A 22,926-nucleotide genomic window follows, 5' to 3' on the forward strand; every position below is an offset into this window, starting at 1 on the left:
CTAGTTGGCGGGAGCCGGCGGGGCAGGCAGCCGCGCCAGGGTCTCGGTGGAGAAGAAAAAGGTCGGTCGCCGCTGGGGCAGGGTGATCTCGCGTGAGCGCGCCAGCCAGGTCTCCGGCAGATAGTAGAGCGGCACTGCGTAGAAGCCGGAGAGCAGCAGCCGGTCGAGTGTACGCACGGCCGCGACGAAACCTTCGCGCGAGCGCGCCGCCAGCAGCGCCTGCAATGTCGCGTCGATGGCCGGTGAGCGCACGCCGGCATAGTTCAGCGCGCCCTTGCGCTCGGCATTGACCGAGCCCCAGCGGCCGACCTGCTCGTTGCCGGGCGAGGCCGAGGCCGGCCAGGTCCACTGGATCATGTCGAAATCGAAGGTCGAAAGCCGGCGCCAGTATTGGACATCGTCGATCAGCCGGACCGAGACGGCGATGCCTAGCCGACCGAGCGATGTCGCGTAGTTGAGCGCCAGCCGCTCCTGCGGCCGGTTGGTCACGGTGATCTCGAAGCTGAAGGGTTCGCCCTTCTCACCCTGACGCAATTGCCCATCGCTCAGCCGGTAGCCGGCGGCCTCCAGCAGGTCGAGCGCGCGGCGGGCCTGATCCCGGTCGCGGCCGGAGCCGTCGGTTGCGGTCGGAGCCCAGGTCCCGGCAAGGATGTCGTCGCGTATGGCGCCCGGGAAAGCGGCGAGGAACGCCTTCTCGTGCTCATCGGCCGGTACGCCGAGCGCCGAGAGCTCGCTATCGGCGAAGAAGCTGCCGGCACGCCGATAAACACCGTGAAAGAGGTTGCGGTTGGCCCATTCGAAGTCGAACAGCATGGCCAGCGCCTCGCGGACGCGGATGTCGGCGAATTGCGCCCGGCGCGTGTTGAAGACCAGGCCGGTCATGCCCTTCGGCGTCTGGAAGCGCAGCGTATCGCGTATGATCCGGCCGTCACGCACCGCCGGAACATCGTAGCCGGTCATCCAGCGCGTCGGGTCGCTTTCGAGGCGAACATCATAAAGCCCTGCCTTGAAAGCTTCGAACAGTGCGTTGGAGTCGCGGTAGAAATCGTACCGGATCTCCTCGGCGTTGAAGAGCCCGCGGGTGAGGGGATGCTCCTCGGCCCAGAAATCCTTGCGGCGCTTCAGGCGCAGCATCTCGCCGGGCTTCACCTCTTCGACGAGGTAAGGACCTGAGCCCAGCGCCGGCTTGAAGCTGGTGTCGCCGAATTTTTCGGCGTCGGTGGCGTGCCTGGCGAAGATCGGCATGGCGCCGATGACCAGCGGCAGTTCACGATTGGAGCCGTCGCCGAGCTCGAAGACGACGCGATCGGGCGAGGGCGCTTCGGCCTTGGTCACCCGCGACAGGCTCGAGCGGTGGAACGGCTTGCCCTTGGTCTTCAGCATCTCGAAGGTGAAGATCACATCCTGCGCGGTGACGGGCTTGCCGTCGGAAAAGCGGGCGCGCGGATCGATCTGGAAGGCGAGCAGGGTCCGTTCCGAATTGAGCTCGACCTTGCTCGCGAGCAGGCCATAGGCCGTAAACGGTTCGTCGGCTGAGCGGAAGAGCAGGCTCTGCTGGACATAACGCGGCACGGCGTCCGGTGCGACGCCGAGCACGACCAGCGGATTGAGGCTGTCGAAGGTGCCCTGCTGGCCGAAGATGATTCGCCCACCCTTGGGCGCCTTGGGATCGGCATAGGGCAGGTGGTCGAAGCTCTTGGGCAGGGCAGGTTCGCCGTGCATGGCGATGGCGTTGTCGTTCTCGGCCGCAGTCGCGCGCGCTCCGCCCACGAGGCCGAACGCCGCGAGGCTCGCGAGGACGAGCCCGAAAATCCAAGCCGGGCGCGCCGAGGCGCGGATACGTCGATGCATGCTCAAACCTGATTCCCTGACGCAGGATAACATGCGATCAAACTTGTCGCTCCGCGCTCTTCGGGCTGGAAACCCGCGAGAGAACTCGCTAAACGCAGGTTCGGGCGTCATTCAAACGCCTCAATCGCGCTTGATGTGCTCACGCCACCACCGGCTCCGGCATCTCGCCGGTTGAGCGCTTGGGTGATGCACGCCGCCGGATACGGCAGCCGAACAAGTTTCCATGGTCAAGGAACCGCAGATGTCAGCTTCGACCCGCCTGTCCCAGAGCCAGGGCGCCACCGCGAAGAGCACGGTCCGCGGCCTCGCGCTCGTGCTGGGCGCCGCCGTCGCTTTCGCTCCCTTCGCGTCGTTCGCGCAGCAGGCCCAGCCGCAGCGCCCGGCGAGCCGCCCGGCCCAGCCGGCGCAGCAGCCCGCTCCGGCGCAGCAGCCGGCCCAGGGCCAGGCGGCGCAGACCGGCCCGACCGTCGTTCAGGTCAAGCCCGAGCCGTCCCAGACGACCTGGACCAAGGTCTGCGGCAAGGACCAGGCCGCCAACAAGGAAATCTGCTACACCACGCGCGACTTCGTCTCGGATCAGGGCCAGCCGGTGCTGGCGGTCGCGATCTATGACGTGAAGGGCGATCCCAACAAGATCGTGCGCTTCCTGATGCCGCTCGGCCTGCTGCTGCAGCCTGGCATCCGCTTCGGCGTCGACACCGCGCAGCCGACCCCGGGTCGTTACGCGATCTGCTTCCCGAACGGCTGCTTCGCCGAGGCGCAGGTCAAGGACGACTTCATCAATGCGATGAAGAAGGGCACCAACCTCAACATCAGCGTCCAGAACCAGGCGGCCCGCGAGGTTTCCTTCAGCATCCCGCTTTCGGACTTCGCCAAGGGCTTCGACGGCGCGCCGATCGACCCGAAGGTGCTGGAAGAGCAGCAGAAGGCGCTGCAGGACGAGCTCGCCAAGCGTCAGGAAGAGCTTCGCAAGCGCCTTGGCGGCGGCGCGGCCGATGCCACGCCCGGCACGACGCCGGCTCCAGGCACGCTGCCGGGCCCCGGTCTTGCTCCGCTTCCGGGCGCGACGCCTGCGCCGGCTCCGAAGCCCTGATTTCTCGACCAAGCGAAAAGACTATCGACGCCGGGCCTCGTGCCCGGCGTTTTCATTTGGTCACGAGATCGCACGCTCTGCGCGCTTGACCTGCTGCCAGAGCGCCTCGAGCTCATCGAGCGAGGCTTGCTGTGGCTCGCGACCCTGACGTTCCAGCGCCGCCTCGATGCCGGCGAAGCGCCGCTCGAACTTGGCGTTGGCCGCCGTCAGGCAAGCCTCGGGATCGGCATCAACATGGCGGGCGAGATTGGCGATCACGAAGAGCAGGTCGCCGATCTCTTCCTTGATCGCAGCCTTGTCGCCACTGGCGAGCGCCTCGTCGACCTCGGCGGTCTCCTCGCGAATCTTGTCCAGCACCAGCCGGGCGTCGTTCCAGTCGAAGCCGACAGTCGAGGCCTTGGCCTGCAGCTTCCAGGCGCGGGTCAGCGAGGGCAGGGTGGTCGGAACGCCAGCGAGCACGCCCTTGGCGTCAGCGGGTTCACGAAGTCCGGCCTCAGCCCGCGCGCGCGCCCTGTCGGCCTTTTCCTGCGCCTTGATCTGTCCCCAGAGCGCCTTGACCTCGGCAGGTGACAGATCGCGGGCTTCGCCGAAGACATGTGGGTGCCGGCGAATCAACTTGGTGGTGATGGCCTCGACCACATCGGGGAAGGCGAAGGAATTCTGCTCCTGCGCCATGCGGGCGTGGAACACGACCTGCAGCAGGAGGTCGCCGAGCTCGTCCTTGAGGTCGACGAGATCGCCGCGGGCGATCGCATCGGCGACTTCATAGGCTTCTTCGACGGTGTAGGGCGCGATCGAGGCGAAGTCCTGCTCGAGATCCCAGGGGCAGCCTGTGCCGGGCGCGCGCAAGGCCGCCATGATTTCGATCAGGCCGGCAATGTCACGCGAAGGCTTCATCGCTGCAATTCTCCGGCGCGCGCTTTCCGTAGGGCCGTTCCGGCCCTACGATCGGAATTCGCGCAAATTAGGATAAAGCATGCTCTCGCCGCAAAACCGGTTTCCACTTTTGCGGAGCATGCGTTGGGCTAGCCTCCTCCCATGATTCAAGTCACCCCGTCCATTGCGATCGACGAAAGCGAGATCGAGGAAAGCTTCGTGCGCGCCTCGGGTCCGGGCGGGCAGAACGTCAACAAGGTGTCGAGCGCGGTCGAGCTGCGGTTCGATGTCCGCCGCTCGGCGTCGCTGCCTAATGATGTCGCGATCCGCCTGATGAAGCTCGCCGGCAGCCGGCTGACGCAGGATGGCGTCATCGTCATCTCAGCTCAGGAGCATCGCAGCCAGAGCCGCAACCGCGAAGAGGCTCTGGCGCGGCTGATCGAGCTGATCCGGAAAGCCGAGGTACGGCCGAAGGTGCGCAGAGTGACCAAGCCGACCAAGGCCTCGAAGGAGCGGCGCCTGGCCTCGAAGGAGCGACGCTCCTCGGTCAAGTCTGCACGCGGCAAGCCGAGCTTCGACTAGCGTGTCGTGGAAACGGGATGGGGAGGCGGCGCCTCGAGAGCGACCGGCACCGAGGCGGATCGACACGGCCTATCTGCGCCGCGCCGCGCTCTACTATCTCGAACGCTATTCAGTGCCTGAGGCGCAATTGCGCCGCGTCCTGCAGCGCAAGATCGACCGAAGCTGCCGGCATCATGATCTCGATCCTCTGGAGTTCTCGGCAGCGGTGGACGAGATCGTCAGTGCTTGCGTCGCCTCCGGCCTCGTTGACGACCGCCGATTCGCGGAGGCGAGGGCGCAGAGCCTACGTCGCAAGGGGCGCTCGGCGCGTGCCGTCGCGGCTGGGCTTGCCGCCAAGGGCGTCGGGCGCGAGCTCGTCGCCGAGACGGTCGTCGTGGACGAGGACGTCGAGCTGGCGGCGGCGCAAGTCGCTGCCCGGCGCAAGCGCCTGGGACCATGGAGCCGCGGCGATCGGGCCGCGCAACGCCAGAAGCATATCGCGACGCTGGCGCGCGCCGGCTTCAGCCTGACGATCGCCCGCACCGTGATCGACGGCGCGGGCGAGGGCGCGTGACCGCCCGTTCGTTCAGTCGGGCTTGACGTTGGCTTCGGCCACGACCTTGCCCCAGCGGGCCACCTCCAACTTGACGAAGTCGCCGAAGGCCGGCCCGTAAAGGTTCGGAATCTCCGAGCCGTTTCTCTTCCAGGCTTCCGTCACCATCGGCGTCGCCAGCGCCTTTTGCAGTTCGGCCGTCATCCTGGCGATGATCTCGGGCGGCGTGTTCTTCGGTGCCCACATCGCGTACCAGGTCGAGACCTCGTAGCCCGGCACGCCCGCCTCGGCGGTGGTCGGCACGTCCGGAAAGGCGCTGGCGCGCTTCGGCGCGGCGACGGCGAGCGCCCGCAGCGTGCCGCTGGAGATCTGCGCTGCGGATGAGCCGAGGCCGTCAAAGGCGAGGTCGACCTGACCGGCGACGAGGTCCTGCATCAGCGGACCGGCGCCGCGATAGGGGACATGGGTCAGGTTCACCTTGGTGGTGAGCTTGAACAACTCGCCGGCGAGGTGGTGGGTGGTGCCGTTGCCGGCCGAGCCGTAGTTCAGCTTGTCGGGGTTCTTCTTGGCGTAGTCGATCAGCTCGGCGAGCGTCTTGGCCTGGACTTTGCCCGGATGGACGACCACGACCTGCGGCGGCTGGGCGATCACCCCGATCGGGATGAAGTCGGTCTGGATGTTGTAGTCGAGCTTGGGATAGAGCGCCGGCGCGATGGCGTGGTGCGCGGCGCCGATGAAGAAGGTGTAGCCGTCCGGCACAGCCTTCGAGGCGGCCGAGGCGCCGACCGTGCCGCCGGCACCGCCGCGATTGTCGATCAGGATACGCTGGCCTACCTGCTGTTCGAGCTGGGCGGCGAGGGGGCGGGCGAAGGCGTCGGTGCCGCCACCGGCCGGGAATGGCACGATGAAGCTGACCGGCTTCTGCGGCCAGGATTGAGCCGTCGCCGGGGCAGCCGGGACAAGCTGAGCAAAGGTGGCGAGCGCAATCGCGCCGAGCCAGCCGGACTTCGACATCGAACAGACCTCCCTTGAGATTTTTCCCGGGCTCTTCAAGGCCCTTGCGATTGCGCTTCGTGCGATTGCCGAGCGTTGCAACGATTTAGCGCATCGCCCTGTCGAAATGGCAACCCGACGAAAGCAGGGGCTCCCGGGCCGCACAGCCGCCGTCAGTTATGGACGGCGGCACGCGTCGGTACGATCAGTGTCCAGGCCTGTGTCAGAACCGTCTCGTCGTGTTGGTTCGTCGTGGTGACCTGCAGATCCATGAACCCGCGATCATTGCGGCTGCGCGACGGGCGGGTCTGCAGCACCTCGGCGGTCGCCTTGAGGCTGTCGCCTGGGCGTATGGGGCGGTGGAAGCGCAGATTTGCGAATTCGGCGCCGACGATCGGAGTACCGCCCAGCAACCTCGCATCGACCAGAAGTCGCATGGTGATCGCCAGTGTCTGCCAGCCGCTGCCGACCAGCTCGCCGAAGATCGTCTGGCGGGCTGCTTCCTCGTCGATGTGCATCGGCTGCGGATCGTAGAGCTCGGCGAAGGATCGGATCAGTTCCGCGGTCACCTCGAAGCTACCAGAGCTAATGCGATCGCCGGCCTTGAAGTCCTCGAGATATCGCAGCTGGGGCCGGGTGGGCTCGCCATCTTTCATGTGCATGGGCCTTCCTCTTGTCTGAGCAAGCCTCTGCAGGCAATGTCACTTCAATTTTTGAAGGGAGTCAATATGGGCTGGTCCGAGGTTGGCGGCACGGTTTGCCCGATCGCGCGTGCGCTCGCCGTCGTCGGCGACCGCTGGACGATGCTCATCCTGCGCGAGCTCTTCCTGGCGACGCGACGCTTCGAGGAGTTCCAGGCCCAGACCGGCATGTCGTCCCATCTTCTCTCCAGCCGCCTCAAGCGGCTGGAAGCTGATGGTGTGATCTGCCGGCGTCGTTACAGCGACCGCCCGGCCAGGCATGAGTACCGCCTGACGGAGAAGGGGCTCGCTCTCTATCCTATCCTGCTCGGACTGAAGTCGTGGGGAGAGAGATGGGGTGGCTTCGACGCAAATGACCAGCCAGCGATCGAGGTGGTCCACTGTGGCTGCGGGCAAGCGACAGGTCTCACGCTGACCTGTTCGGCCTGCAACCAACCGTTCGGTGCGCGCGACGCCCGGGCCGTGATCGGGGAAACGTTTGCGGTCGAACGCGCAGAGCGCCGCAGCGCCTTCCGCGGACATGGACAACGCTGAACCAGGGAACTCCGATGGCAGTTGGCGTGAGGACCTCAGGGAGGTTCGTTTCGGCGGAAGCGGTCGATCAGTCAGCCAGGTACAAGGCGGGGCAGGATGCCCGGGAACCGAGGCAAGTCCGATTCGCATAAGACATATTATGGAACTTAAATTGATGCCCGGATAATGCCGTGTGAGCGTGATCGACGCTCAGATATCGATCATCATGCCGTCAAAGGCCGGTTCAATGTTGGCCGGCAAGCGCTTGTACAGGTTGGCATAATCCAGATCGACATGGAGGTTGGTCAGGATCGCGCGACGCGGCTTCAGCTGGGCGATCGCCTCCAGCGATTGCTCCAGATTGAAGTGGCTGGGATGCGGCGCCTCACGCAGGCAGTCGAGGATCAGAACGTCGAGCCCGCTCATCGCCACCAGCGTTTCCGGCGGGATGGCGCTGACATCCGGTGCGTAGCCGAGCCGGCCGAAGCGGAAGCCGAGCGCATCATAATTCGGGCCGTGCTCGAGCCGGAACGGCAGCGTCTCGATCGCGCCGCCGGGACCATCGATCGCCAGCGGCTCGCCGGCCGCGAGCGGCGCAAGATCGAGGATCGGCGGATAGAGGCTGCCGGGCGGCGTCTCGAACAGATAGGCGAAGCGCTCCCGCAGTGTCGCCCCGGTCACCGCGTCGGCATGGACCGGGATGCGCTTGCGCATATGCAGGACGAGCGCGCGCAGATCGTCGATGCCGTGGGTATGGTCGGCATGGTCGTGGCTGAACAGCGTCGCGTCGAGCCGGTTGATCTCGGCCGACAGCAATTGCTCGCGCAGATCCGGAGTGGTGTCGATCAGCACGCTCGTCGTGCCGTCACGCCCGCGGCGCTCGACCAGAAGCGAGCAGCGGCGGCGTCGGTTCTTGGGATTGTTCGGATCGCAGGCGCCCCAGCCGGAGCCTGGCCGCGGCACGCCGCCGGATGAGCCGCAGCCGAGGATGGTGACGGTCAGGCTCATGCGGCGCGGCCGGTTTCAGGCGACCTGCGCCACGGGCGCAGCGTGATCCATCTTCCAATAGCAGCGCCTCGCGTTCTCCGTGGTGATCCGCGCGATCTCGTCGAAGGATACGCCCTTGACGTCAGCGAGAACCTTCGCGGTTTCAACGACATAGGACGGTTCGTTGCGCTTGCCGCGATAAGGCGTCGGGGCAAGGTAGGGCGCGTCGGTCTCGACCAACAGATGTTCCAGCGGAATGTCGCGGGCTATCGCGCGCAGCGCCTCGGAGGTCTTGAAGGTCAGGATGCCCGAGAAGGAGATGTAGCAGCCGAGTTCGACACCGGTGCGGGCGAGCATCTCGCCAGCGGTAAAGCAGTGCAGGATGGCAGGGAAGGCGCCCTTCCCCATTTCCTCCCGCAGGATCGCCGCCATGTCCTCGTCGGCCTCGCGCGAGTGGATCACCAGCGGCAGCTGCGTCTCGCGCGCCGCGGCGATGTGCGTGCGCAGGCCTTGCTCCTGCGCCTCGCGCGGGCTCTTGTCGTAGTGATAGTCGAGCCCGGCCTCGCCGATGGCGACGCAGCGCGGATGGCGCGCCAGCTCGACCAGCTGCTCGACCGTGACGTCGAGTTCCTCATGGGCGCCGTGTGGATGCGTGCCGACCGTGCACCAGACCGATGGGAAACGCTCGGCCAGCGCCGCATAGGTCGCAAAGCGCGCGACGCGGGTCGAGATCGTCACCATCCGGCCGACGCCAGCCGCCTCGGCGCGGCCGACATAGGCTCCGATATCCTCGGCGAAATCCGGGAAATCGAGATGGCAATGGGTGTCGATCAGCATCAGGCCGCCTCGCCGCCTTCAGGCTCGACATAGCGCGGGAAGACCGCGCTCGGCGCCAGCAGAGCGGTGCCCGGGGCAAGGCGGCCGGCCTCGCCGAGAGCCGCAAAGTCGCGCGCCTCGGCTGGAGCCGCCAGCAAATCGAGCAGCTTGGCCATGGCCTCAGGCATCACCGGCTGGACCAGGACCGCAATCTGCCGGATCGTCTCGATCGTGACGTAGAGAACCGTATCGCGCCGGGCCGGATCGCTCTTGGAGAGCTTCCACGGCTCGTTATTGGCGAAATAGCGGTTGGTCTCGGCGACCACGGCCCAGATGTCCGCCAGCACGACGTGCAGGGCGAAATCCTGCATGGCGGCGCGCGTCTTCGTCAGCAGCCCGTCGGCCTGCGCGAGCATGGCACGATCGGCTTCCGTCAGCGCTCCAGCCGGCGGCACCCTGCCCTCGCAGTTCTTGGCTATCATCGACAGCGAGCGCTGCGCCAGATTGCCGAGGTCGTTGGCGAGATCGGCGTTGATGCGCCCGACGATCGCGTCATGGCTGTAGTTGCCGTCCTGGCCGAAGGAGACCTCGCGCAGGAAGAAATAGCGCAGCTGGTCGACGCCGTAGATGTCCGCGAGCCCGAACGGGTCGACGACATTGCCGAGCGATTTCGACATCTTCTCGCCCTTGGAGAGCAAGAATCCGTGGCCGAAGACGCGCTTCGGCAGCGGCAGCCCCGCCGACATCAGGAAGGCCGGCCAGTAGACCGTGTGGAAGCGCACGATGTCCTTGCCGATGATGTGGACATCGGCCGGCCAGTAATGCCAGCGCGGATCATTCTCATTCGGAAAGCCGCAGCCGGTGACGTAGTTGTTGAGCGCGTCGACCCAGACATACATCACATGCTTCGGATCGCCCGGTACCGGCAGGCCCCAGTCGAAGGTGGTGCGGCTGATCGAGAGATCCTCGAGCCCACCCTGGACGAAGGAGACGATCTCGTTGCGGCGCGTCTCCGGCGAGACGAAGTCCGGCACGTCGCGATAGAGCGCGAGCAGCTTGTCCTGATAGGATTTGAGGCGGAAGAAATAGCTCTCCTCTTCGACCCATTCGACCGGCGTGCCCTGCCCGCCGAGGCGCGTGCCATCGGGCTGAAGGGTCGTCTCTTCCTCGCCATAGAAGGCCTCGTCCCGGACCGAGTACCAGCCGGAATATTTGGCGAGATAGATGTCGCCATTGGCCTCCATCCGGCGCCAGAGTTCCTGCGTCGACGGCAGGTGGTCGGCATCGGTGGTGCGGATGAAGCGGTCGAAGGAACAGCCGAGCCGCTGCTCCATCTCCTCGAAGCGCGTGGCGATGCCGTCGACGAAGTCCTTCGGCGAGACCCCGTTCTGCGCAGCGGTGCGCTGCACCTTCTGGCCGTGCTCGTCGGTGCCGGTCATGGCGAAGACGTCGTAGCCGTCGAGGCGCTTGAAGCGGGCAATCGCATCCGCTGCCACCATCTCATAGGCGTGGCCGATATGCGGCGGGCCGTTGGTGTAGTGGATCGCGGTCGTCAGGTAGAACTTCGGGGCCGAGGCCATGGTCTGTCCGGTATCAACTGGTTTCAGGCCGCGCGCGAGCGGGAAACCGCCTCCGACAGATCGTGAAACAGCGACATGACGAGGGGGCGGCGATCGAGATTATAGGTTTCGACCTCGTTCGCGGCGCGTGCAAGTCTCTCCCACACCTCCGCAAGTGGCGCAAGCCGGGCCGGGCCGGCAGCGGCATGCGCATGCAGATGGGCGCCGAGCCAGCCCTGCACGGTCTCGATCATGACGGCGAAATCGGCCTCGCCCGCCCTGCCCGCGACATCCTCGCCGAGCGCCAGCAGCGCCGTGAGGTCGATCGCGGGCAATGCGTCGAGCCGCGCCCTCACCGCCTCGACCAGCGCCAGCGTCTCCGGGTCGACATAGGTCAGCGCCCGCTTCACCGAGCCCTCGGACAAGGATGCGGCGCGCCCGAGGGCGGAGGCGTCATAGGGTAGGCGCATCCGCTCCAGCGCGATCGCTCCCGCCTGCGCGACATCGCCTTCACCCAGCGGCTCGAAGGCGAGCAGCCGGCAGCGCGAGCGGATCGTCGGCAGCACGCGGCCGGGTGCATGGGCGACGATCAGGAAGAGGCAGCGCGGCGGCGGCTCCTCGAGCAGCTTCAGCAGGGCATTGGCGCCGGGACGGTCGAGGTCCTCGGCCGAATCGACGATCGCCACACGCCAACCGCCCTCGCCCGCGCTGGAGCCGAAGCGGTCGATGATCCGGCGCACCAGATCGACCGGAATGTTGCTGGTGAAGCTCTTGCCGTCGGGCTTGGCGATGCGGCGCAGGAGGTGCAGGTCCGGATGGGACTGCGCCGCGATCTTACGGGTGGCGCTGTCCGTTTCCGGCATGGCGAGGTCACGGCCAGCTTCCGCGCGACGCACGGGATCGCCTTCGCCGAGCATGAAGCGGGCGGCGCGATAGGCGAAGCTCGCCTTGCCGATGCCTTCCGGGCCGCCGAGCAGCCAGGCATGGTGCATGCGGCCGGAGCGCAGCGCCGTCAGGAAGGCCTCTTCCTGGCTATGGTGGCCGATAAGCGCCAGCGTCTCGCGCGGATGCGGCGCGTTCGGCAGGCGGTCGGGGTCGTTGCTCGATTCGATCATGCCGGCGCAATCTGCGGCAAGGGCAGCCGGCTGGAAAGCGCCTCCCACGCCGTATCCGCCAATACCTCCGGCGTGAGGCTGGCATCGAGCACGATGCAGCGCTGCGGTTCCGCCGCGGCGATGTCGAGAAAGCCCTGGCGCAGGCGGCGGTGGAAAGCGATCGTTTCGCTCTCGAAACGATCCGTGGCCTCGCCTGGCTTGCGGCGGCGAGCGGCGCGGGCCAGGCCGGTCTCGGGCGCAAGGTCGAGGATGAAGGTCAGCTCCGGCATCAGCCCGGCGATGGCGACAGCTTCCAGCGCGGCGAGCTTGTCCCTGTCGATCTCGCCGAGCGTGCCCTGATAGACGCGGGTCGAATCGATGAAGCGGTCGCAGATCACCCAGGCGCCGCGCGCCAAAGCCGGCTTGATCCGGCTGTCGACATGGTCGATGCGGGCGGCCTGGAACATCAACGCCTCGGCGAAGGCGCCATAGGGCTTGATCTTGCCGGCGAGCAGGGCTTCGCGGATGCGCTCGGCCTTGGGCGAGCCGCCGGGCTCGCGCGTCAGTTCTACGGTAAGGCCCAGCACCTCGAGCCGCGCCGCGAGCGCCTTGGCGAGGGTCGACTTGCCGGCCCCCTCCCCGCCTTCGAGCGTGATGAAATGCCCAGCGGGCCGCGCTTTCGCCCTTGTCCTGGTCTTGGCCACGCTCAGCTCCGCTTGAAGGCCTTGCGGACCCAGCCGGTCGCAGCCTCCATCAGCGCGTCGAGGGCACGCCGCTGCAGGCTGCCGACCGGCACGGTCTCGGCGGCATAGAGCGGGATCTCGAGCGTCTTGATCTCGCCGCGCGTGACCAGCAGGCGCGCGACCTCGGCCCCTTCCGCCACCGGCGCCTGCAGGGGACCGCGATAGACGATGCGGGCGGCGAGGCGTTCGCTGCTGCCGCGCGGCACCAGCAGGTTGACCGGGCCCTTGGCCCTGAGAGCGACGCGGCCCTTTTCGCCACCGAAGACGCTGGCCTCGCCGACAGTCTCGCCCTCGGCGAAGACCTGCTTCTGTTCGAAGGAGCGGAAGCCCCATTCGAGCAGCTTGCGGGCCTCGCTGGCGCGGTCACGCGCATTCTTCAGCCCGTTGACGACGACGATCAGCCGCTGGCCCTTCTGTACCGCCGAGCCGACGAGACCGTAGCCGGTCTCGTCGATATTGCCGGTCTTGAGCCCATCGGCGCCGATATCCATGGCGAGCAGCGGATTGCGGTTGCTCTGCTTGATCTTGTTCCAGGTGAAGTCGCGCTGGCCGAAGATCCTGTAGAGTTCCGGATAAGTCTTGATGATGTGATCGGACAGGAAGGCGAGCTCGCGGGCCGTCACTTTCTGCTGAGGATCGGCCATGCCGGTCGCGTTGCGGAACTGCGACTTCGGCAGGCCGAGCGCGTGGACCCGCTCGGTCATCACCCTGGCGAAGCTGGCCTCGTCGCCGGCCACAGCCTCGGCCAGCGCGATCGCGGCGTCGTTGCCCGACTGCACGATCAGGCCCTGCAGGATGTCGCCAAGCTTCACCCGGCTATTGACGAGGGCGAACATGGTCGAGCCGCCGGAGACGCCGCCGCCCTTGCGCCAGGCGTTCTCCGAGATCGAAATCTCGGTCTCCAGTGTCATCTTGCCGGCGGCGATCTCTTGGAAGGCGACCAAGACGGTGGCGAGCTTGGCCATGCTCGCGGGCACCATCAGCTCGTCGGCGGCCTTCTCGTAGAGCACGGCGCCGCTCGCAGAATCGAGCAAGAGCGCATAGGGAGCAGCCGACTGAAACGCCTGCCCGCGGGCGAAACCCGGCGCGAATGCGAGCAGCATGGCGAGCAAAGCGAGAATTCCGCGCAGAACCCACGGAAAAGAGCCACGCGCCATCCCTGATCGACCTTGCGTCATATCGAGATCAGATGATGCGCGGCGCCGGGCGGTCAAGCCCGGAGCAGGATCAATTCCGGGCTAGCGGCTGCTGCGACTGCAGCTTCAGGCCGCCGGAAAGCGGATGTCCCTTGGCCAGGCGGGCACCCTGCGTCTTCTCGGGGGCCGCGTACATGCTCGCGACGCTGGTGCGCGGCACCGGCAGCGGCGCGCTCACGGTCGACGGACGCAGCACCGGAACCGGACGCAGCACTGGGACCGGCTTGCCGGCATTGGCGATGGTGTCGAGGTCGAAAGGCCGGGAGGGCGGCAGGCGGACACCACGCATCGGCACGCCATCCGCCGATGCGGTGCTGGCGATGATCGGGCTCTGCGCTGCGATCGTGCGCGGCTGCTCGGGGGCGTAGGCCTGCACGACCGGTTGAGACATGACGGGAGCCGGCTCGGCCCGGACAGGCGCGGGAGCCGGCCTTGCGGGTTCGTCGTCGAGGTCCGGTCCGGTGGAGTGGCCGAGATCGACCTGCTGCGCGGCGCTCGCGATCATGGTGCGGCTGCTCTGGCCCGGGATCGAGGCCGGCGAGCCATCGGTGCGCAAAGAGGCGAGCAGCATCTGGTCGTCCGAGCCGCCGAGCGAGGCCTGGCCGAGATACTCGATCTTGACGCGTGCCGTGCCGAGATGGCGGAAGGCGAGCGCATCGGCGGTCTTCTGCGAGACGTCCATGACGCGGCCGCCATGGAACGGGCCGCGATCGTTGACGCGCACGATGATCGAGCGGCTGTTGGTGACGTTGGTGACGCGGGCATAGGCCGGCAGCGGCATGGTTGGATGTGCGGCGCTGATGCTCATGCGATCATAGACTTCGCCGTTGGCAGTGCGGCGGCCGTGGAAAGCCTCGCCATACCAGGAGGCGGTACCAACTGCGGTGAAGCCGACCGGCTTCTCATAGGGCGTGTAGCGCTTGCCGGCGACGGTGTAGCTGCGGCCGATCAGCTCGCGGCCGCCACCTTTCGGCACCGGCTGCCCCTCCTCCACCACGCGTGCACTGGCGGGGCCGTATTTCGAAGACGGGAAGGCGCCGATCTCTTTCGATTTGCCGCGGCGGGCGACCTGGTCGTTGGCGCAGTTCGCCAGGAAAATGCCGGCGAGCGCGACGCAGCCGAGGCGGGTCGCCGTAGCGAGGGAGGAAGAAGCGCGCGGGGCGTCGCCGGAATCGGCCACAGAGGTGATCACCGCCGGTGCGCTCGTGCCTCGCATCATGCCGCAGTCCCGTTCGTCGCGTCGAAAACGCAGCGACAGCCAAGCCACCATCGTGGCAAGGTCGCAGTTTTCGATCAGTTCTATTAAGGGAGCGTTAAGCGGCGGAAGCGCGTACGCGCCACCGTTAACGGAGCCCAGCCCGGCCTTTGGGCGGGCATAAAGGTGTCGGAAATGCGGCAACTGTCAATCCGCCACCTTCCCAGCGCCATTTTTCAGGGGAGCGTGACAGCTGCGCCACGCTTGATCTCGCTTGCCGAAACAGGCCGCAGCTGAAGAAATCGAGAAGCTCAAACTATTGAAATCATAGATATTTTTTCGAATTCTGATCAAGACGGCTGCAATCGATCCAGCTGCGGCTTGCAAAAATCGACCGGGGACGGCAATGACAGGCCACCGGAAGGGTGGCCGAGTGGTTTAAGGCAGCGGTCTTGAAAACCGCCGTGGGTGCAAGCCCACCGTGGGTTCGAATCCCACCCCTTCCGCCAGTTCTTTTATCTCACGCCAGTTCGCTTCGCTCACGGCCCGATGGGGGACCTTCCGGCCGGTCGGCCGACCGAAGCGCGTGTTCCATTCAATTCGCATCGTGCCCTGATCGGCCCGCGTCATTCGGCGAGGGCGAGCGGGATCGCAATGCCGAGGCGGCCGGCGCTGCTCCGAAGCGCGGCCAATGTTGGCTCTGCGAGAGGGCACAGTCCGTCGAAACGGCTTCGCGCCTCTGCCGCGCGGTCGCCGGGCAGGCGGATGGGAGCCGCGCCGGGGACCGGCCTCGACTGCCTGATGCGGTCCGTGAACGTCGCTGCAGCGGTCTCAAACTCGGCGAGCGGCCGCATGCCCTCGATCTCGATCGCCATGAACAGGTTGGCGCTGCCATAAGGCCTGGAGAGATCGCCGTAGAGCGGCTGCACCTCGCTGCCGATGCCGCCGCCCGAGAGGCCGCCGGCGAGAAGATCGATCATCACGGCAAGGCCGAAGCCCTTTGCTCCCGCCGCCGGCAGGAGCACGCCCTTGATCGCCTCGGCCGCGTCGCGGGTCGGCAGCCCTTCGGCCGTCTGGGCCCAGCCTTCGGGAATGGGCTCGCCCTTGCTCGCCGCCAGCCTGACCTTGCCCATCGCACCGGCGCTCATGGCGAGGTCGAGGACGATGGGCTCGGCGCCGGTCGGGACGGCGATCGCCAGCGGGTTGTTGCCGACGACCGACTCGGCGCCGCCGGGCGCCGGCAGAATCGGGCGCGTATTGGCCATGACGATGCCGATCTGGCCGGCGAGCGCGATCTTGCGGGCAAAGCGCCCCGCCGCGCCGAAATGGAAAGCGTTGCGGACGGCCACGATCGCGACGCCGTGCTCGGCGCCGCGGGCGATCGCGATGTCGCAGGCCCGCTCGGCAATGACATGGCCGAGCCCGTTCCGGGCATCCATCGTCAGGCGCGCACCCGTGTCGAGGACGATCTCGCCGCTGGCTGCCGGATCGACGGATTTCCGCTCGATCCGCTCCAGATACATCGGCAATTGCAGCAGGCCATGCGAGGCCAGGCCCTCGATATCGGCATCGACGAGGGCCTCGGCCACGAGTGCGGCATTGTCGGGCGGCGCTCCGGCCGCCTCGAGCAAGGCGGCCGCGAAGGCTCGCAGCGCCTCGGCGGGATAGCGGCCGGACGTCGTCATCAGCGCACCGGCGGCGCGTATTGCAGGCCGCCTTCGGTCCAGAGCTTGTTGAGGCCGCGCGCGATGCCGAGCTTCGAGCCCGAGCCGACATTGCGCTCGAAGACCTCGCCGTAGTTGCCGACCTGCTTGACGATCTGCAGAGCCCAATCCGGCTTCAGCCCCATCGATTCGCCGAGATTCCCCGAACCGCCGAGCAGGCGCTGCACTTCCGGAGAGCCGGTGCGCTTCATCTCGTCGGCATTGCTCGCGGTGACGCCGAGCTCCTCGGCGACGAGCATGGCATAGAGCGACCAGCGCACGATGCTGGTCCAGGTCTCATCGCCCTGGCGCACGACCGGGCCGAGCGGCTCCTTCGAGATCAGCTCAGGCAGGATCACATATTCCGTCGGGTTGACCAGCTTCAGCCGATAGGCCGAGAGCGCCGAAACGTCGTTGCTGAAGACGTCGCAGCGGCCGGATTCGAAGGCCTTGGCGGTCTGGTCGCCGGCCTCGAAGGCGACGCCTTCGTACTTCATGCCGTTGCCACGGAAATAGTCGGCGATGTTGAGCTCGGTGGTCGTGCCCGTCGGCACGCAGACGGAGGCGCCGTTGAGCTCCTTCGCCGATTTGATGTTGAGCGCCTTGCGGACCATGAAACCCTGGCCGTCATAATAACCGACGCCGACATAGCGCAGACCCATCTGAGTATCGCGCGACAGCGTCCAGGTCGCCTGGCGGGAGAGAAGGTCGATCTCGCCGCTCTGCAGGCTGACGAAGCGGTCCTTCGGGCTGAGCGGGGTATAGCGGACCTTGTTGGCATCGGCGAAGACGGCGGCGGCCACGGCCCGGCAGATGTCGACGTCGAAGCCGCCCCAGCGCCCGGCCTCATCGGGCACCGAGAAGCCGGCGACGCCCGGGCTGACGCCGCAGATCATCTCGCCACGGTTCCTGACGGTTTCCAGGGTACCGGCGGAGGCGGGCATGGCGCAGGCGGCCGCGAGGCCGGCGGTCATCAACAGGCGTGTCATCATTCGGATGGCCCTTTCTTGGGAGGTTCGTATCCGACGTTTCCTCGTCAAACCCCATGATGATGATCCTGATGGCTTTCTGCCGCAGGGGCAGGCGCGCTTCCACTGATTTCGAGATGTGAAACGCGACGACTTCCGGGCATATCCGGAAGCGGCAGTGCCATCATCCGATCATCGAAATCGGTATGGCGTATTCATGCAGCCCCCCGCCCTCACCAGCTTCCGCCATCGCCTCGTCAGTGGCGACTTCCTGGCGGGGAGCTTCGTCAAGACGCCGAGCCCGCACGCCACCGAGATCCTCGGCAATAGCGGCTTCGACTTCATCGTCGTCGATCAGGAGCACGCTCCGTTCGACCGTGGCACGACCGATCTCGTGCTGCTGGCGGCACGGGCGGCCCGTATCGCCGGCGTCGTCCGCGTCCCGACGCTGACGAGCGATGCGATCCAGGCCTCGCTCGATTGCGGCGCGGTCGGCATCCTCGCCCCGCATGTCGCGACCGTGGCGGATGCGGAGGCGCTCGTCGCCGCCTGCCGCTATCGCGGCGGCAAGCGCGGCTTCTCTGGCGTCACCCGTGCCGGCCGCTATGGCGGCAGCAAGATGTGGGACCTCGTCGATGCGGCCGATGCGGCGGTGGCGACGATCGCCATGATCGAGGATCCATCGGCGCTCGATCAGATTGACGCCATCCTCGCTGTCGAGGGGCTGGATGCCGTCTTCATCGGCCGCGGTGACCTCACCGTCGCCTTCGGCGCCCCCACCCGCGATGCACCCGCGGTCCGCGATGCGGTCGATGCGATCCTCCGTGCGGCGAAGCAGGCCGGCAAGCCGGTCTGTGTGATGACCGACAATGGCGAGGAATCCGCCGCCTTTGCCGAGCGCGGCGCCAGCGCCTTCATCCTGTCCTCGGACCAGGGCTTCCTGCGCAAGGCCGCGAGCGAGGCGCTGGCGCAGATGCAGACCGCCAGAAGCCGGGTCGAGAACCCAGGCGCCCGATAGGAGAAACGGACCCGTGAGCTATCCCTCCAGCGATCCGCGCTCGAAGCTGTCGTCGCCCGCAGCGGCGAAAGCCGCGCCGGTCAAGGCCTATGCCGGCGCCGACTATGCCCGTTTCTACGCGCAGGAGCCGCAGCAGGCGAACGAGACCGAACGCACCTGGCTGGCGCGCGGCCAGAATTTCATCACCGCCTATTCCGACGTGAAACCCGGTGCCGTGCTAGCGCGCGCGACGCAGCCGGACGAATACTGTCTGATCATGCCGGAGAAGGAGCTGGGAGCAACCGTCACGGCCGGAGCCGAAACGGTCGAGGTCGCGGGCGGCTCGATCGTCTTTGTGCCACCGGGCGCCTCGCGCATCGCCCTCAAGGGCGCTGGCCGCGTCATCCGGATCTTCTCCAGCGTCGCCGCCGATCTCGCAGCTGCCTGCTCCAATGCCGCGTCCTATGCGCAGCCCCATGCCAATGTCGCGCTGCTGGCGCCTTGGCCGGAACCATCAGGCGGCTTCAAAATCCGCGCCTACAGCCTCGATGCCGGTGCCGGCGAAGGCCGTTTCGGCCGCATCTTCCGCTGCACCACGCTGATGGTGAACATCCTCGATCCGCGACATGGGCTGCGCGACGTCACCGCGCTCTCGCCGCATCACCATGATGATTTCGAGCAGGGCTCGCTGGTGATCGACGGCGGCTACATCCACGACATCCGCTGGCCGTGGACGCCCGACATGCGAATCTGGCGCGAGGACGAGCACGAATTGATGGCCGCGCCGTCGCTGACCGTGATCCCGCCGCCCTCGATCCACACCTCGCGCTCGGTCCTGCCCGGGCTGAACCAGATGATCGACATCTTCTCGCCGCCTCGCCTCGACTTCTCGCAGAAGCCCGGCTGGGTCATCAACGCCGCGGATTATCCGATGCCCGGCGAAACCGCCTGAGGGCTTCCGACATGACCTCCACCGCCCAGAACGCCGACGCGCGCAGCCGGCAGATCGCCGATCTTCTGGTCGGCGCCGTCGACCTGCATTGCCATAGCGGCCCGGCCGCGATGCCGCGCATCCTCGACCATCACGAGGCGATGCTGGACGCCGCCGCGGCGAAGTTCCGCGCCGTCGTCTACAAGGACCATTTCTATCTCGGCACCGCCCACGCGATGCTGCTCGAGAAGCTCGTGCCAGATACCGGCGTCAGGCTGTTCTCCGGCATCGCACTCAACAACGCATCCGGCGGCTTCAATCCGCATGCGGTCGATCACGCCATCAAGCTAGGCGGCAGGATCGTCTGGATGCCGACGCTCTCGGCCAAGAACCATATCGACGTGCTCGCCTCCGGGGCGGTGAAGACCTTCCCGAAGACCGCGCAGAAGATGCTCGATCCGATCCCGCTGACGCCGTTCGGAGCCGACGGCAAGCTCACCGACGACGTCAAGCTCATCCTCGACCTGATCGCGGCCGGCGACATCATCCTGGCCGGCGGGCATCTCTCGACACCCGAGCTCTTCGCCGTGTTCGAGGAGGCGAAGGCGCGCGGCGTCGTGAAGCTCCTCGTCAACCACCCGACCTACATGGTCAACAATTGCAGCGATGCGGAAATCCGCGACCTCGTCTCGCTCGGCGCGGTGATGGAGCATTCGATCTGCATGTTCGTCGAGGGCAAATCGAAGAAGTTCGAGCCGCCGGAGCTCCGGCGCGTGATCGAGGTCGCAGGCGTCGAGAATACCGTGCTGTGCTCGGACCTCGGTCTCACCGGCTCGCCGCGCCCGATCGAGGGCTATCGCGAGGTCGTCGGCCACCTGCTCGACCTGCAGTTCACGGAGGCCGAGATCAAGCGGCTGACCGGCGGGCATGCGGCGGAGCTGCTCGGGTTGGAAGCGGCCTAATAGGAGAGGCCAGAAATCTACGCGGACAGTCGCCTCACGACCCGTTGCGGACCTTTTTGCCAGCAACGTCGTATGCTTGGCGACCCGCCGGGAGGATTGTAGATGCCTGTAAGCCATGCATGGTGCGACGGTCTTGGACCCGAGTTTCATACGGCTGTCACGGGAGCAGAGCGCCGAGGCCAGATGACATACAGCGAATTCAACGCCGTTATACCAAGCGAGGAATACACATCGGCTCAGATCGAGATAGTCTCGGGCTGGCTCAGCGACCGGGGTATCCATATGGTCGAGAATGAGGCCTAGACAGAAGTCGGCTGCCCACGCTCAGGAGCGCTGCGCCCGTGGATGAAGAGACCGCAAGGAAGATCTACGATGGCGCGCTTGCCCTCGATCCACTGCTCGTAAACTTGGGGCAAACCGTAGATATGATCGAGGACGAGGCTCTGCGCCGCCAGTTCAGGAGGGCGGTTGGAGATGTGATGGGCGTTGTGTTCGCCGAGGTGATGCACCCTCTAGAGCGCCAATTTCCCAACCTGATACCAGCAAAAGAGGGCCCTGCCCGGTAGGTCCGCTTCCGACCCAATGGCGACATTCGCCACGTCGGGCAACTTGAACCCCTAGCCAATGGAGAGGAAAAGCCTGGCCCGGACGAACCTTCGGCCAGGCGCTTGCTTGGCAACTTTTCTATTCAATCCAGCGAGATCGCCGCAGCCCGCACGACATCGGCCCATTTCGCCACTTCCTGCGTCTGAGCGGCCCGCACGGCCGCGGCATCGCCGCTGAGCGCGCGCACGCCGATCGTGGCGAGCTTCTCGCGCGCTTCGGCGCTCTCGACATAGGCGCGAACGACGGCGGCGGCACGCGCCGTGATCGCGTCGGGCAGCCCCTTCGGACCGACCAGCGCGAACCAGCTCGTCGCGTTCACCCCCGGCAGCCCGGCCTCGGCCAGGGTAGGTACCTCCGGCACTTGCGGCGCGCGCTGATCGCTGGTGACGGCAAGGGCACGGATGCCGCCGCTTTTGACGTGCGGGATGTAGCTCGGCAGGAAGTCGATAGCGACGTTGACCGTGCCCGCCAGCAGGTCGTTCGAGAGCGGCGCCGAGCCGCGATAAGGCACATGTGCCATCTGGAAGCCGGCCTTGCGCTGGATCAACTCGCCCGTGACATGCCCCATCAGCCCGAAGCCGGGACTGCCGAAGGTCAGCTTGCCCGGATTGGCCTTGCCGTAGGCGACGAGCTCGGCGAAGGACGAAACCGGCAGCGAGGGATGGACCGCGACGATGCCCTGGACATCGCCTACCAGCGCGATCGGCGCAAAATCGGCGAGCGGGTCGAAGGACAGGCTCTTGTAGAGCAGCTTGTTGGTCGCAAGCGGCCCTGAGGTCGAGAGGAACAGCGTATAGCCGTCCGGCGCCGCCCGGACGACGCCGGTCGCCGCGATATTGCCGCCGGCGCCGATCTTGTTCTCGACGACGAAGCCTTGGCCAAGCTCGCTGCGCAGCTTCTCCGCTAGCAGGCGGGCGACCACGTCGGTCGAGGCTCCCGCCGGGAACGGCACGACGATGGTGACCGGCCGGCTCGGCCAGGTATCGGCGAAGGCCCGCCCCTGGACGGCCAGCACACTGGCGCCTGCCATAGACGCCATGAAACGACGGCGTGAGATCGGCCGCATCATCTGAGGTTTCCTCCGGACAAGATTGCTTTGACGCTGTTGTCCGGACACTAGGCACGGGCTGCGCGTAGCCCCGTGGGAAAGCGCGGCTATTTCTCGCCTTGAAACGCAACGCCCATGGATTGCGAGAGGGCTTCGAGCTGCGCCTCGATATTCGCAGCGGCCTTTTTCAGCGGATGGATGATCCGCGCCTTGTCTTCGGGGTTGGCGACCGCGGCGCGGAAGAAGGTGACGCCGAAGGTCGCGAGCACCCGTTCGCCGAGCTTGATCGGCACCGCGATCGTCGCAGAATTGCGCGGTTCGGCGGCAGGATCGCGCTCGGTGTAGCCGCGCCAGCGCGCCTGCGCGATCATCCGCTCGACATCCTCGTCCGAGAGGCTGCTGTTCTCGGGCTCGGCCGAGCTACGCATCGCGGCGCGCAGCACGTCGCGCTCCTCGTCGGGACAGAAGGCGAGATAGGCGCGCCCCAGCGCCCGGCCACCGAGATTCAGCCGATAGCCGAGCGTCGCATGAAAAGGCGAGATCGGGCTGTCAGGGATCGTCGAGAAGCGCACGACCACGGCGTCGTAATCGAGCAGGCAGACGGCGCAGGGCCATTTGATCTGGCGCGTCAGCGCCGTCGCCCAGGGCCGGGCCGCCTCGATCACCATCGGCGCGCCGTGGAAGCCGGAGCTCAGATGCGCCACCTGTGACGTCACGAGATAGCCGCGCATGCGCTCGTCGCGCGTCACATAGCCGGCTCCGATCAGGGTCTCGAGCAGGCGCACGATCGTCGGCTTCGGAATGCCGGTGCGGCGGTGCAATTCGCCGACGGTCGCGACGCTGCAGCGATTGACCTCGGTCAGCAGCCGGAGCGCCTTGAGGACAGACTGGACAGGCGCGAAGGAGAACACTTTGCGGATCCGGCTAAGCGAGCACGAACCGCCTTTCTAGCCCGGAATCCGTTGGGGTGGCGCTCTTTA

24 protein-coding genes and 1 tRNA gene are annotated in these 22,926 nt (G+C 66.6%); 10 read left to right on the plus strand and 15 right to left on the minus strand.

The genetic code is table 11. The features are described from left to right. Complete coding sequence (locus ACSQ3M_RS03725) at positions 1–1,851, minus strand: ABC transporter substrate-binding protein (RefSeq protein ID WP_436148717.1); 1,851 nt, start codon at positions 1,849–1,851, stop codon at positions 1–3. A gap of 241 nt (positions 1,852–2,092) precedes the next feature. On the opposite strand from ACSQ3M_RS03725, the gene ACSQ3M_RS03730 reads away from it, so the two are divergent. Beyond that, a complete protein-coding gene (locus tag ACSQ3M_RS03730; RefSeq protein ID WP_436148718.1) occupies positions 2,093–2,944 on the plus strand; it encodes an invasion associated locus B family protein in 852 nt (283 codons plus the stop codon). A 60-nt stretch (positions 2,945–3,004) separates the two neighbouring features. Here the strand turns inward: ACSQ3M_RS03730 and mazG are convergent, their stop codons facing one another. Continuing rightward, the gene (mazG, locus tag ACSQ3M_RS03735) at positions 3,005–3,841 is read right to left on the minus strand and encodes a nucleoside triphosphate pyrophosphohydrolase (RefSeq protein ID WP_436148719.1); all 837 of its coding nucleotides are present in this window, start codon (positions 3,839–3,841) and stop codon (positions 3,005–3,007) included. Positions 3,842–3,982: 141 nt separating this feature from the next. On the opposite strand from mazG, the gene arfB reads away from it, so the two are divergent. After that, on the plus strand, positions 3,983–4,402 hold the full coding sequence (gene arfB, locus ACSQ3M_RS03740) for an alternative ribosome rescue aminoacyl-tRNA hydrolase ArfB (protein WP_436148720.1): 420 nt from the start codon (positions 3,983–3,985) through the stop codon (positions 4,400–4,402). Between the two features lies 1 nt (position 4,403). After that, a complete protein-coding gene (locus ACSQ3M_RS03745) occupies positions 4,404–4,955 on the plus strand; it encodes a regulatory protein RecX (protein ID WP_436148721.1) in 552 nt (183 codons plus the stop codon). Positions 4,956–4,967: 12 nt separating this feature from the next. On the opposite strand, the gene ACSQ3M_RS03750 is transcribed toward ACSQ3M_RS03745, so the two are convergent. Further along, the gene (locus ACSQ3M_RS03750; protein WP_436148722.1) at positions 4,968–5,948 is read right to left on the minus strand and encodes a Bug family tripartite tricarboxylate transporter substrate binding protein; all 981 of its coding nucleotides are present in this window, start codon (positions 5,946–5,948) and stop codon (positions 4,968–4,970) included. A gap of 152 nt (positions 5,949–6,100) precedes the next feature. After that, positions 6,101–6,583 (minus strand): MaoC family dehydratase, encoded by a 483-nt coding sequence (locus ACSQ3M_RS03755; protein ID WP_436148723.1) that lies wholly within the window; start codon positions 6,581–6,583, stop codon positions 6,101–6,103. Positions 6,584–6,655: 72 nt separating this feature from the next. On the opposite strand from ACSQ3M_RS03755, the gene ACSQ3M_RS03760 reads away from it, so the two are divergent. Continuing rightward, the gene (locus ACSQ3M_RS03760) at positions 6,656–7,162 is read left to right on the plus strand and encodes a winged helix-turn-helix transcriptional regulator (protein WP_436148724.1); all 507 of its coding nucleotides are present in this window, start codon (positions 6,656–6,658) and stop codon (positions 7,160–7,162) included. Between the two features lie 189 nt (positions 7,163–7,351). Here the strand turns inward: ACSQ3M_RS03760 and ACSQ3M_RS03765 are convergent, their stop codons facing one another. From ACSQ3M_RS03765 to ACSQ3M_RS03795, 7 genes are all read right to left on the minus strand, one after another. Further along, positions 7,352–8,149 (minus strand): MBL fold metallo-hydrolase, encoded by a 798-nt coding sequence (locus ACSQ3M_RS03765; protein ID WP_436148725.1) that lies wholly within the window; start codon positions 8,147–8,149, stop codon positions 7,352–7,354. Positions 8,150–8,164: 15 nt separating this feature from the next. After that, a complete protein-coding gene (locus ACSQ3M_RS03770) occupies positions 8,165–8,965 on the minus strand; it encodes a TatD family hydrolase (RefSeq protein ID WP_436148726.1) in 801 nt (266 codons plus the stop codon). Next, positions 8,965–10,524 carry a methionine--tRNA ligase gene (gene metG, locus ACSQ3M_RS03775; RefSeq protein WP_436148727.1) on the minus strand — a complete coding sequence of 520 codons (1,560 nt, stop codon included), beginning with the start codon at positions 10,522–10,524 and terminating at the stop codon, positions 8,965–8,967. The genes ACSQ3M_RS03770 and metG overlap by 1 nt, the downstream gene beginning before the upstream one ends. A gap of 23 nt (positions 10,525–10,547) precedes the next feature. After that, complete coding sequence (locus ACSQ3M_RS03780; RefSeq protein ID WP_436148728.1) at positions 10,548–11,618, minus strand: DNA polymerase III subunit delta'; 1,071 nt, start codon at positions 11,616–11,618, stop codon at positions 10,548–10,550. Continuing rightward, entirely contained in the window at positions 11,615–12,301 is a 687-nt protein-coding gene (tmk, locus tag ACSQ3M_RS03785) for a dTMP kinase (RefSeq protein ID WP_436148729.1), read from the minus strand. The genes ACSQ3M_RS03780 and tmk overlap by 4 nt, the downstream gene beginning before the upstream one ends. A 2-nt stretch (positions 12,302–12,303) precedes the next feature. Continuing rightward, positions 12,304–13,497 carry a D-alanyl-D-alanine carboxypeptidase family protein gene (locus tag ACSQ3M_RS03790; protein WP_436148730.1) on the minus strand — a complete coding sequence of 398 codons (1,194 nt, stop codon included), beginning with the start codon at positions 13,495–13,497 and terminating at the stop codon, positions 12,304–12,306. A 70-nt stretch (positions 13,498–13,567) separates the two neighbouring features. After that, positions 13,568–14,755, minus strand: coding sequence for a septal ring lytic transglycosylase RlpA family protein (locus ACSQ3M_RS03795; protein ID WP_436148731.1), 1,188 nt, complete (start codon positions 14,753–14,755; stop codon positions 13,568–13,570). A gap of 395 nt (positions 14,756–15,150) precedes the next feature. Between ACSQ3M_RS03795 and ACSQ3M_RS03800 the strand changes: the two genes are divergently transcribed. Further along, positions 15,151–15,240, plus strand: a tRNA-Ser gene (locus ACSQ3M_RS03800). Between the two features lie 117 nt (positions 15,241–15,357). On the opposite strand, the gene ACSQ3M_RS03805 is transcribed toward ACSQ3M_RS03800, so the two are convergent. Together ACSQ3M_RS03805 and ACSQ3M_RS03810 are read right to left on the minus strand one after the other, a co-directional pair. Then, entirely contained in the window at positions 15,358–16,416 is a 1,059-nt protein-coding gene (locus ACSQ3M_RS03805; RefSeq protein WP_436148732.1) for an Ldh family oxidoreductase, read from the minus strand. Further along, a complete protein-coding gene (locus ACSQ3M_RS03810) occupies positions 16,416–17,423 on the minus strand; it encodes an amino acid ABC transporter substrate-binding protein (RefSeq protein ID WP_436149284.1) in 1,008 nt (335 codons plus the stop codon). The genes ACSQ3M_RS03805 and ACSQ3M_RS03810 overlap by 1 nt, the downstream gene beginning before the upstream one ends. 196 nt (positions 17,424–17,619) lie before the next feature. Here ACSQ3M_RS03810 and ACSQ3M_RS03815 point away from each other — a divergent pair, with 196 nt between their 5' ends. From ACSQ3M_RS03815 to ACSQ3M_RS03835, 5 genes are all read left to right on the plus strand, one after another. Beyond that, positions 17,620–18,420: an HpcH/HpaI aldolase family protein gene (locus ACSQ3M_RS03815; RefSeq protein WP_436148733.1), complete on the plus strand. Its 801-nt coding sequence runs from the start codon at positions 17,620–17,622 to the stop codon at positions 18,418–18,420. A gap of 13 nt (positions 18,421–18,433) precedes the next feature. Continuing rightward, entirely contained in the window at positions 18,434–19,351 is a 918-nt protein-coding gene (locus tag ACSQ3M_RS03820; RefSeq protein WP_436148734.1) for a hypothetical protein, read from the plus strand. Positions 19,352–19,362: 11 nt separating this feature from the next. Continuing rightward, entirely contained in the window at positions 19,363–20,292 is a 930-nt protein-coding gene (locus ACSQ3M_RS03825; protein WP_436148735.1) for a DUF6282 family protein, read from the plus strand. 102 nt (positions 20,293–20,394) lie between these two features. Then, positions 20,395–20,595 (plus strand): RNA polymerase sigma factor region1.1 domain-containing protein, encoded by a 201-nt coding sequence (locus ACSQ3M_RS03830; RefSeq protein ID WP_436148736.1) that lies wholly within the window; start codon positions 20,395–20,397, stop codon positions 20,593–20,595. 38 nt (positions 20,596–20,633) lie between these two features. Continuing rightward, complete coding sequence (locus tag ACSQ3M_RS03835) at positions 20,634–20,858, plus strand: hypothetical protein (protein WP_436148737.1); 225 nt, start codon at positions 20,634–20,636, stop codon at positions 20,856–20,858. A gap of 122 nt (positions 20,859–20,980) precedes the next feature. Here the strand turns inward: ACSQ3M_RS03835 and ACSQ3M_RS03840 are convergent, their stop codons facing one another. Continuing rightward, a complete protein-coding gene (locus tag ACSQ3M_RS03840) occupies positions 20,981–21,967 on the minus strand; it encodes a Bug family tripartite tricarboxylate transporter substrate binding protein (RefSeq protein WP_436148738.1) in 987 nt (328 codons plus the stop codon). 86 nt (positions 21,968–22,053) lie between these two features. Further along, positions 22,054–22,857 carry a DNA-binding transcriptional regulator gene (locus ACSQ3M_RS03845; RefSeq protein ID WP_436148739.1) on the minus strand — a complete coding sequence of 268 codons (804 nt, stop codon included), beginning with the start codon at positions 22,855–22,857 and terminating at the stop codon, positions 22,054–22,056. Positions 22,858–22,926: the final 69 nt, after the last annotated feature.

Source organism: Allobosea sp. LjRoot90, assembly GCF_964254315.1.
In the GTDB taxonomy this organism is placed as follows: Bacteria; Pseudomonadota; Alphaproteobacteria; order Rhizobiales; family Beijerinckiaceae; genus Allobosea.

Excerpts from the sequence above, each read along its gene's own strand:
- ACSQ3M_RS03725 (WP_436148717.1), bottom strand. The coding sequence starts at position 1,851 with ATGCATCGACGTATCCGCGCCTCGGCGCGCCCGGCTTGGATTTTCGGG.
- ACSQ3M_RS03730 (WP_436148718.1), top strand. The coding sequence starts at position 2,093 with ATGTCAGCTTCGACCCGCCTGTCCCAGAGCCAGGGCGCCACCGCGAAG.
- mazG (WP_436148719.1), bottom strand. The coding sequence starts at position 3,841 with ATGAAGCCTTCGCGTGACATTGCCGGCCTGATCGAAATCATGGCGGCC.
- arfB (WP_436148720.1), top strand. The coding sequence starts at position 3,983 with ATGATTCAAGTCACCCCGTCCATTGCGATCGACGAAAGCGAGATCGAG.
- ACSQ3M_RS03750 (WP_436148722.1), bottom strand. The coding sequence starts at position 5,948 with ATGTCGAAGTCCGGCTGGCTCGGCGCGATTGCGCTCGCCACCTTTGCT.
- ACSQ3M_RS03755 (WP_436148723.1), bottom strand. The coding sequence starts at position 6,583 with ATGAAAGATGGCGAGCCCACCCGGCCCCAGCTGCGATATCTCGAGGAC.
- ACSQ3M_RS03760 (WP_436148724.1), top strand. The coding sequence starts at position 6,656 with ATGGGCTGGTCCGAGGTTGGCGGCACGGTTTGCCCGATCGCGCGTGCG.
- ACSQ3M_RS03765 (WP_436148725.1), bottom strand. The coding sequence starts at position 8,149 with ATGAGCCTGACCGTCACCATCCTCGGCTGCGGCTCATCCGGCGGCGTG.
- ACSQ3M_RS03770 (WP_436148726.1), bottom strand. The coding sequence starts at position 8,965 with ATGCTGATCGACACCCATTGCCATCTCGATTTCCCGGATTTCGCCGAG.
- metG (WP_436148727.1), bottom strand. The coding sequence starts at position 10,524 with ATGGCCTCGGCCCCGAAGTTCTACCTGACGACCGCGATCCACTACACC.
- ACSQ3M_RS03780 (WP_436148728.1), bottom strand. The coding sequence starts at position 11,618 with ATGATCGAATCGAGCAACGACCCCGACCGCCTGCCGAACGCGCCGCAT.
- ACSQ3M_RS03790 (WP_436148730.1), bottom strand. The coding sequence starts at position 13,497 with ATGGCGCGTGGCTCTTTTCCGTGGGTTCTGCGCGGAATTCTCGCTTTG.
- ACSQ3M_RS03795 (WP_436148731.1), bottom strand. The coding sequence starts at position 14,755 with ATGATGCGAGGCACGAGCGCACCGGCGGTGATCACCTCTGTGGCCGAT.
- ACSQ3M_RS03805 (WP_436148732.1), bottom strand. The coding sequence starts at position 16,416 with ATGACGACGTCCGGCCGCTATCCCGCCGAGGCGCTGCGAGCCTTCGCG.
- ACSQ3M_RS03810 (WP_436149284.1), bottom strand. The coding sequence starts at position 17,423 with ATGACACGCCTGTTGATGACCGCCGGCCTCGCGGCCGCCTGCGCCATG.
- ACSQ3M_RS03815 (WP_436148733.1), top strand. The coding sequence starts at position 17,620 with ATGCAGCCCCCCGCCCTCACCAGCTTCCGCCATCGCCTCGTCAGTGGC.
- ACSQ3M_RS03825 (WP_436148735.1), top strand. The coding sequence starts at position 19,363 with ATGACCTCCACCGCCCAGAACGCCGACGCGCGCAGCCGGCAGATCGCC.
- ACSQ3M_RS03830 (WP_436148736.1), top strand. The coding sequence starts at position 20,395 with ATGCCTGTAAGCCATGCATGGTGCGACGGTCTTGGACCCGAGTTTCAT.
- ACSQ3M_RS03840 (WP_436148738.1), bottom strand. The coding sequence starts at position 21,967 with ATGATGCGGCCGATCTCACGCCGTCGTTTCATGGCGTCTATGGCAGGC.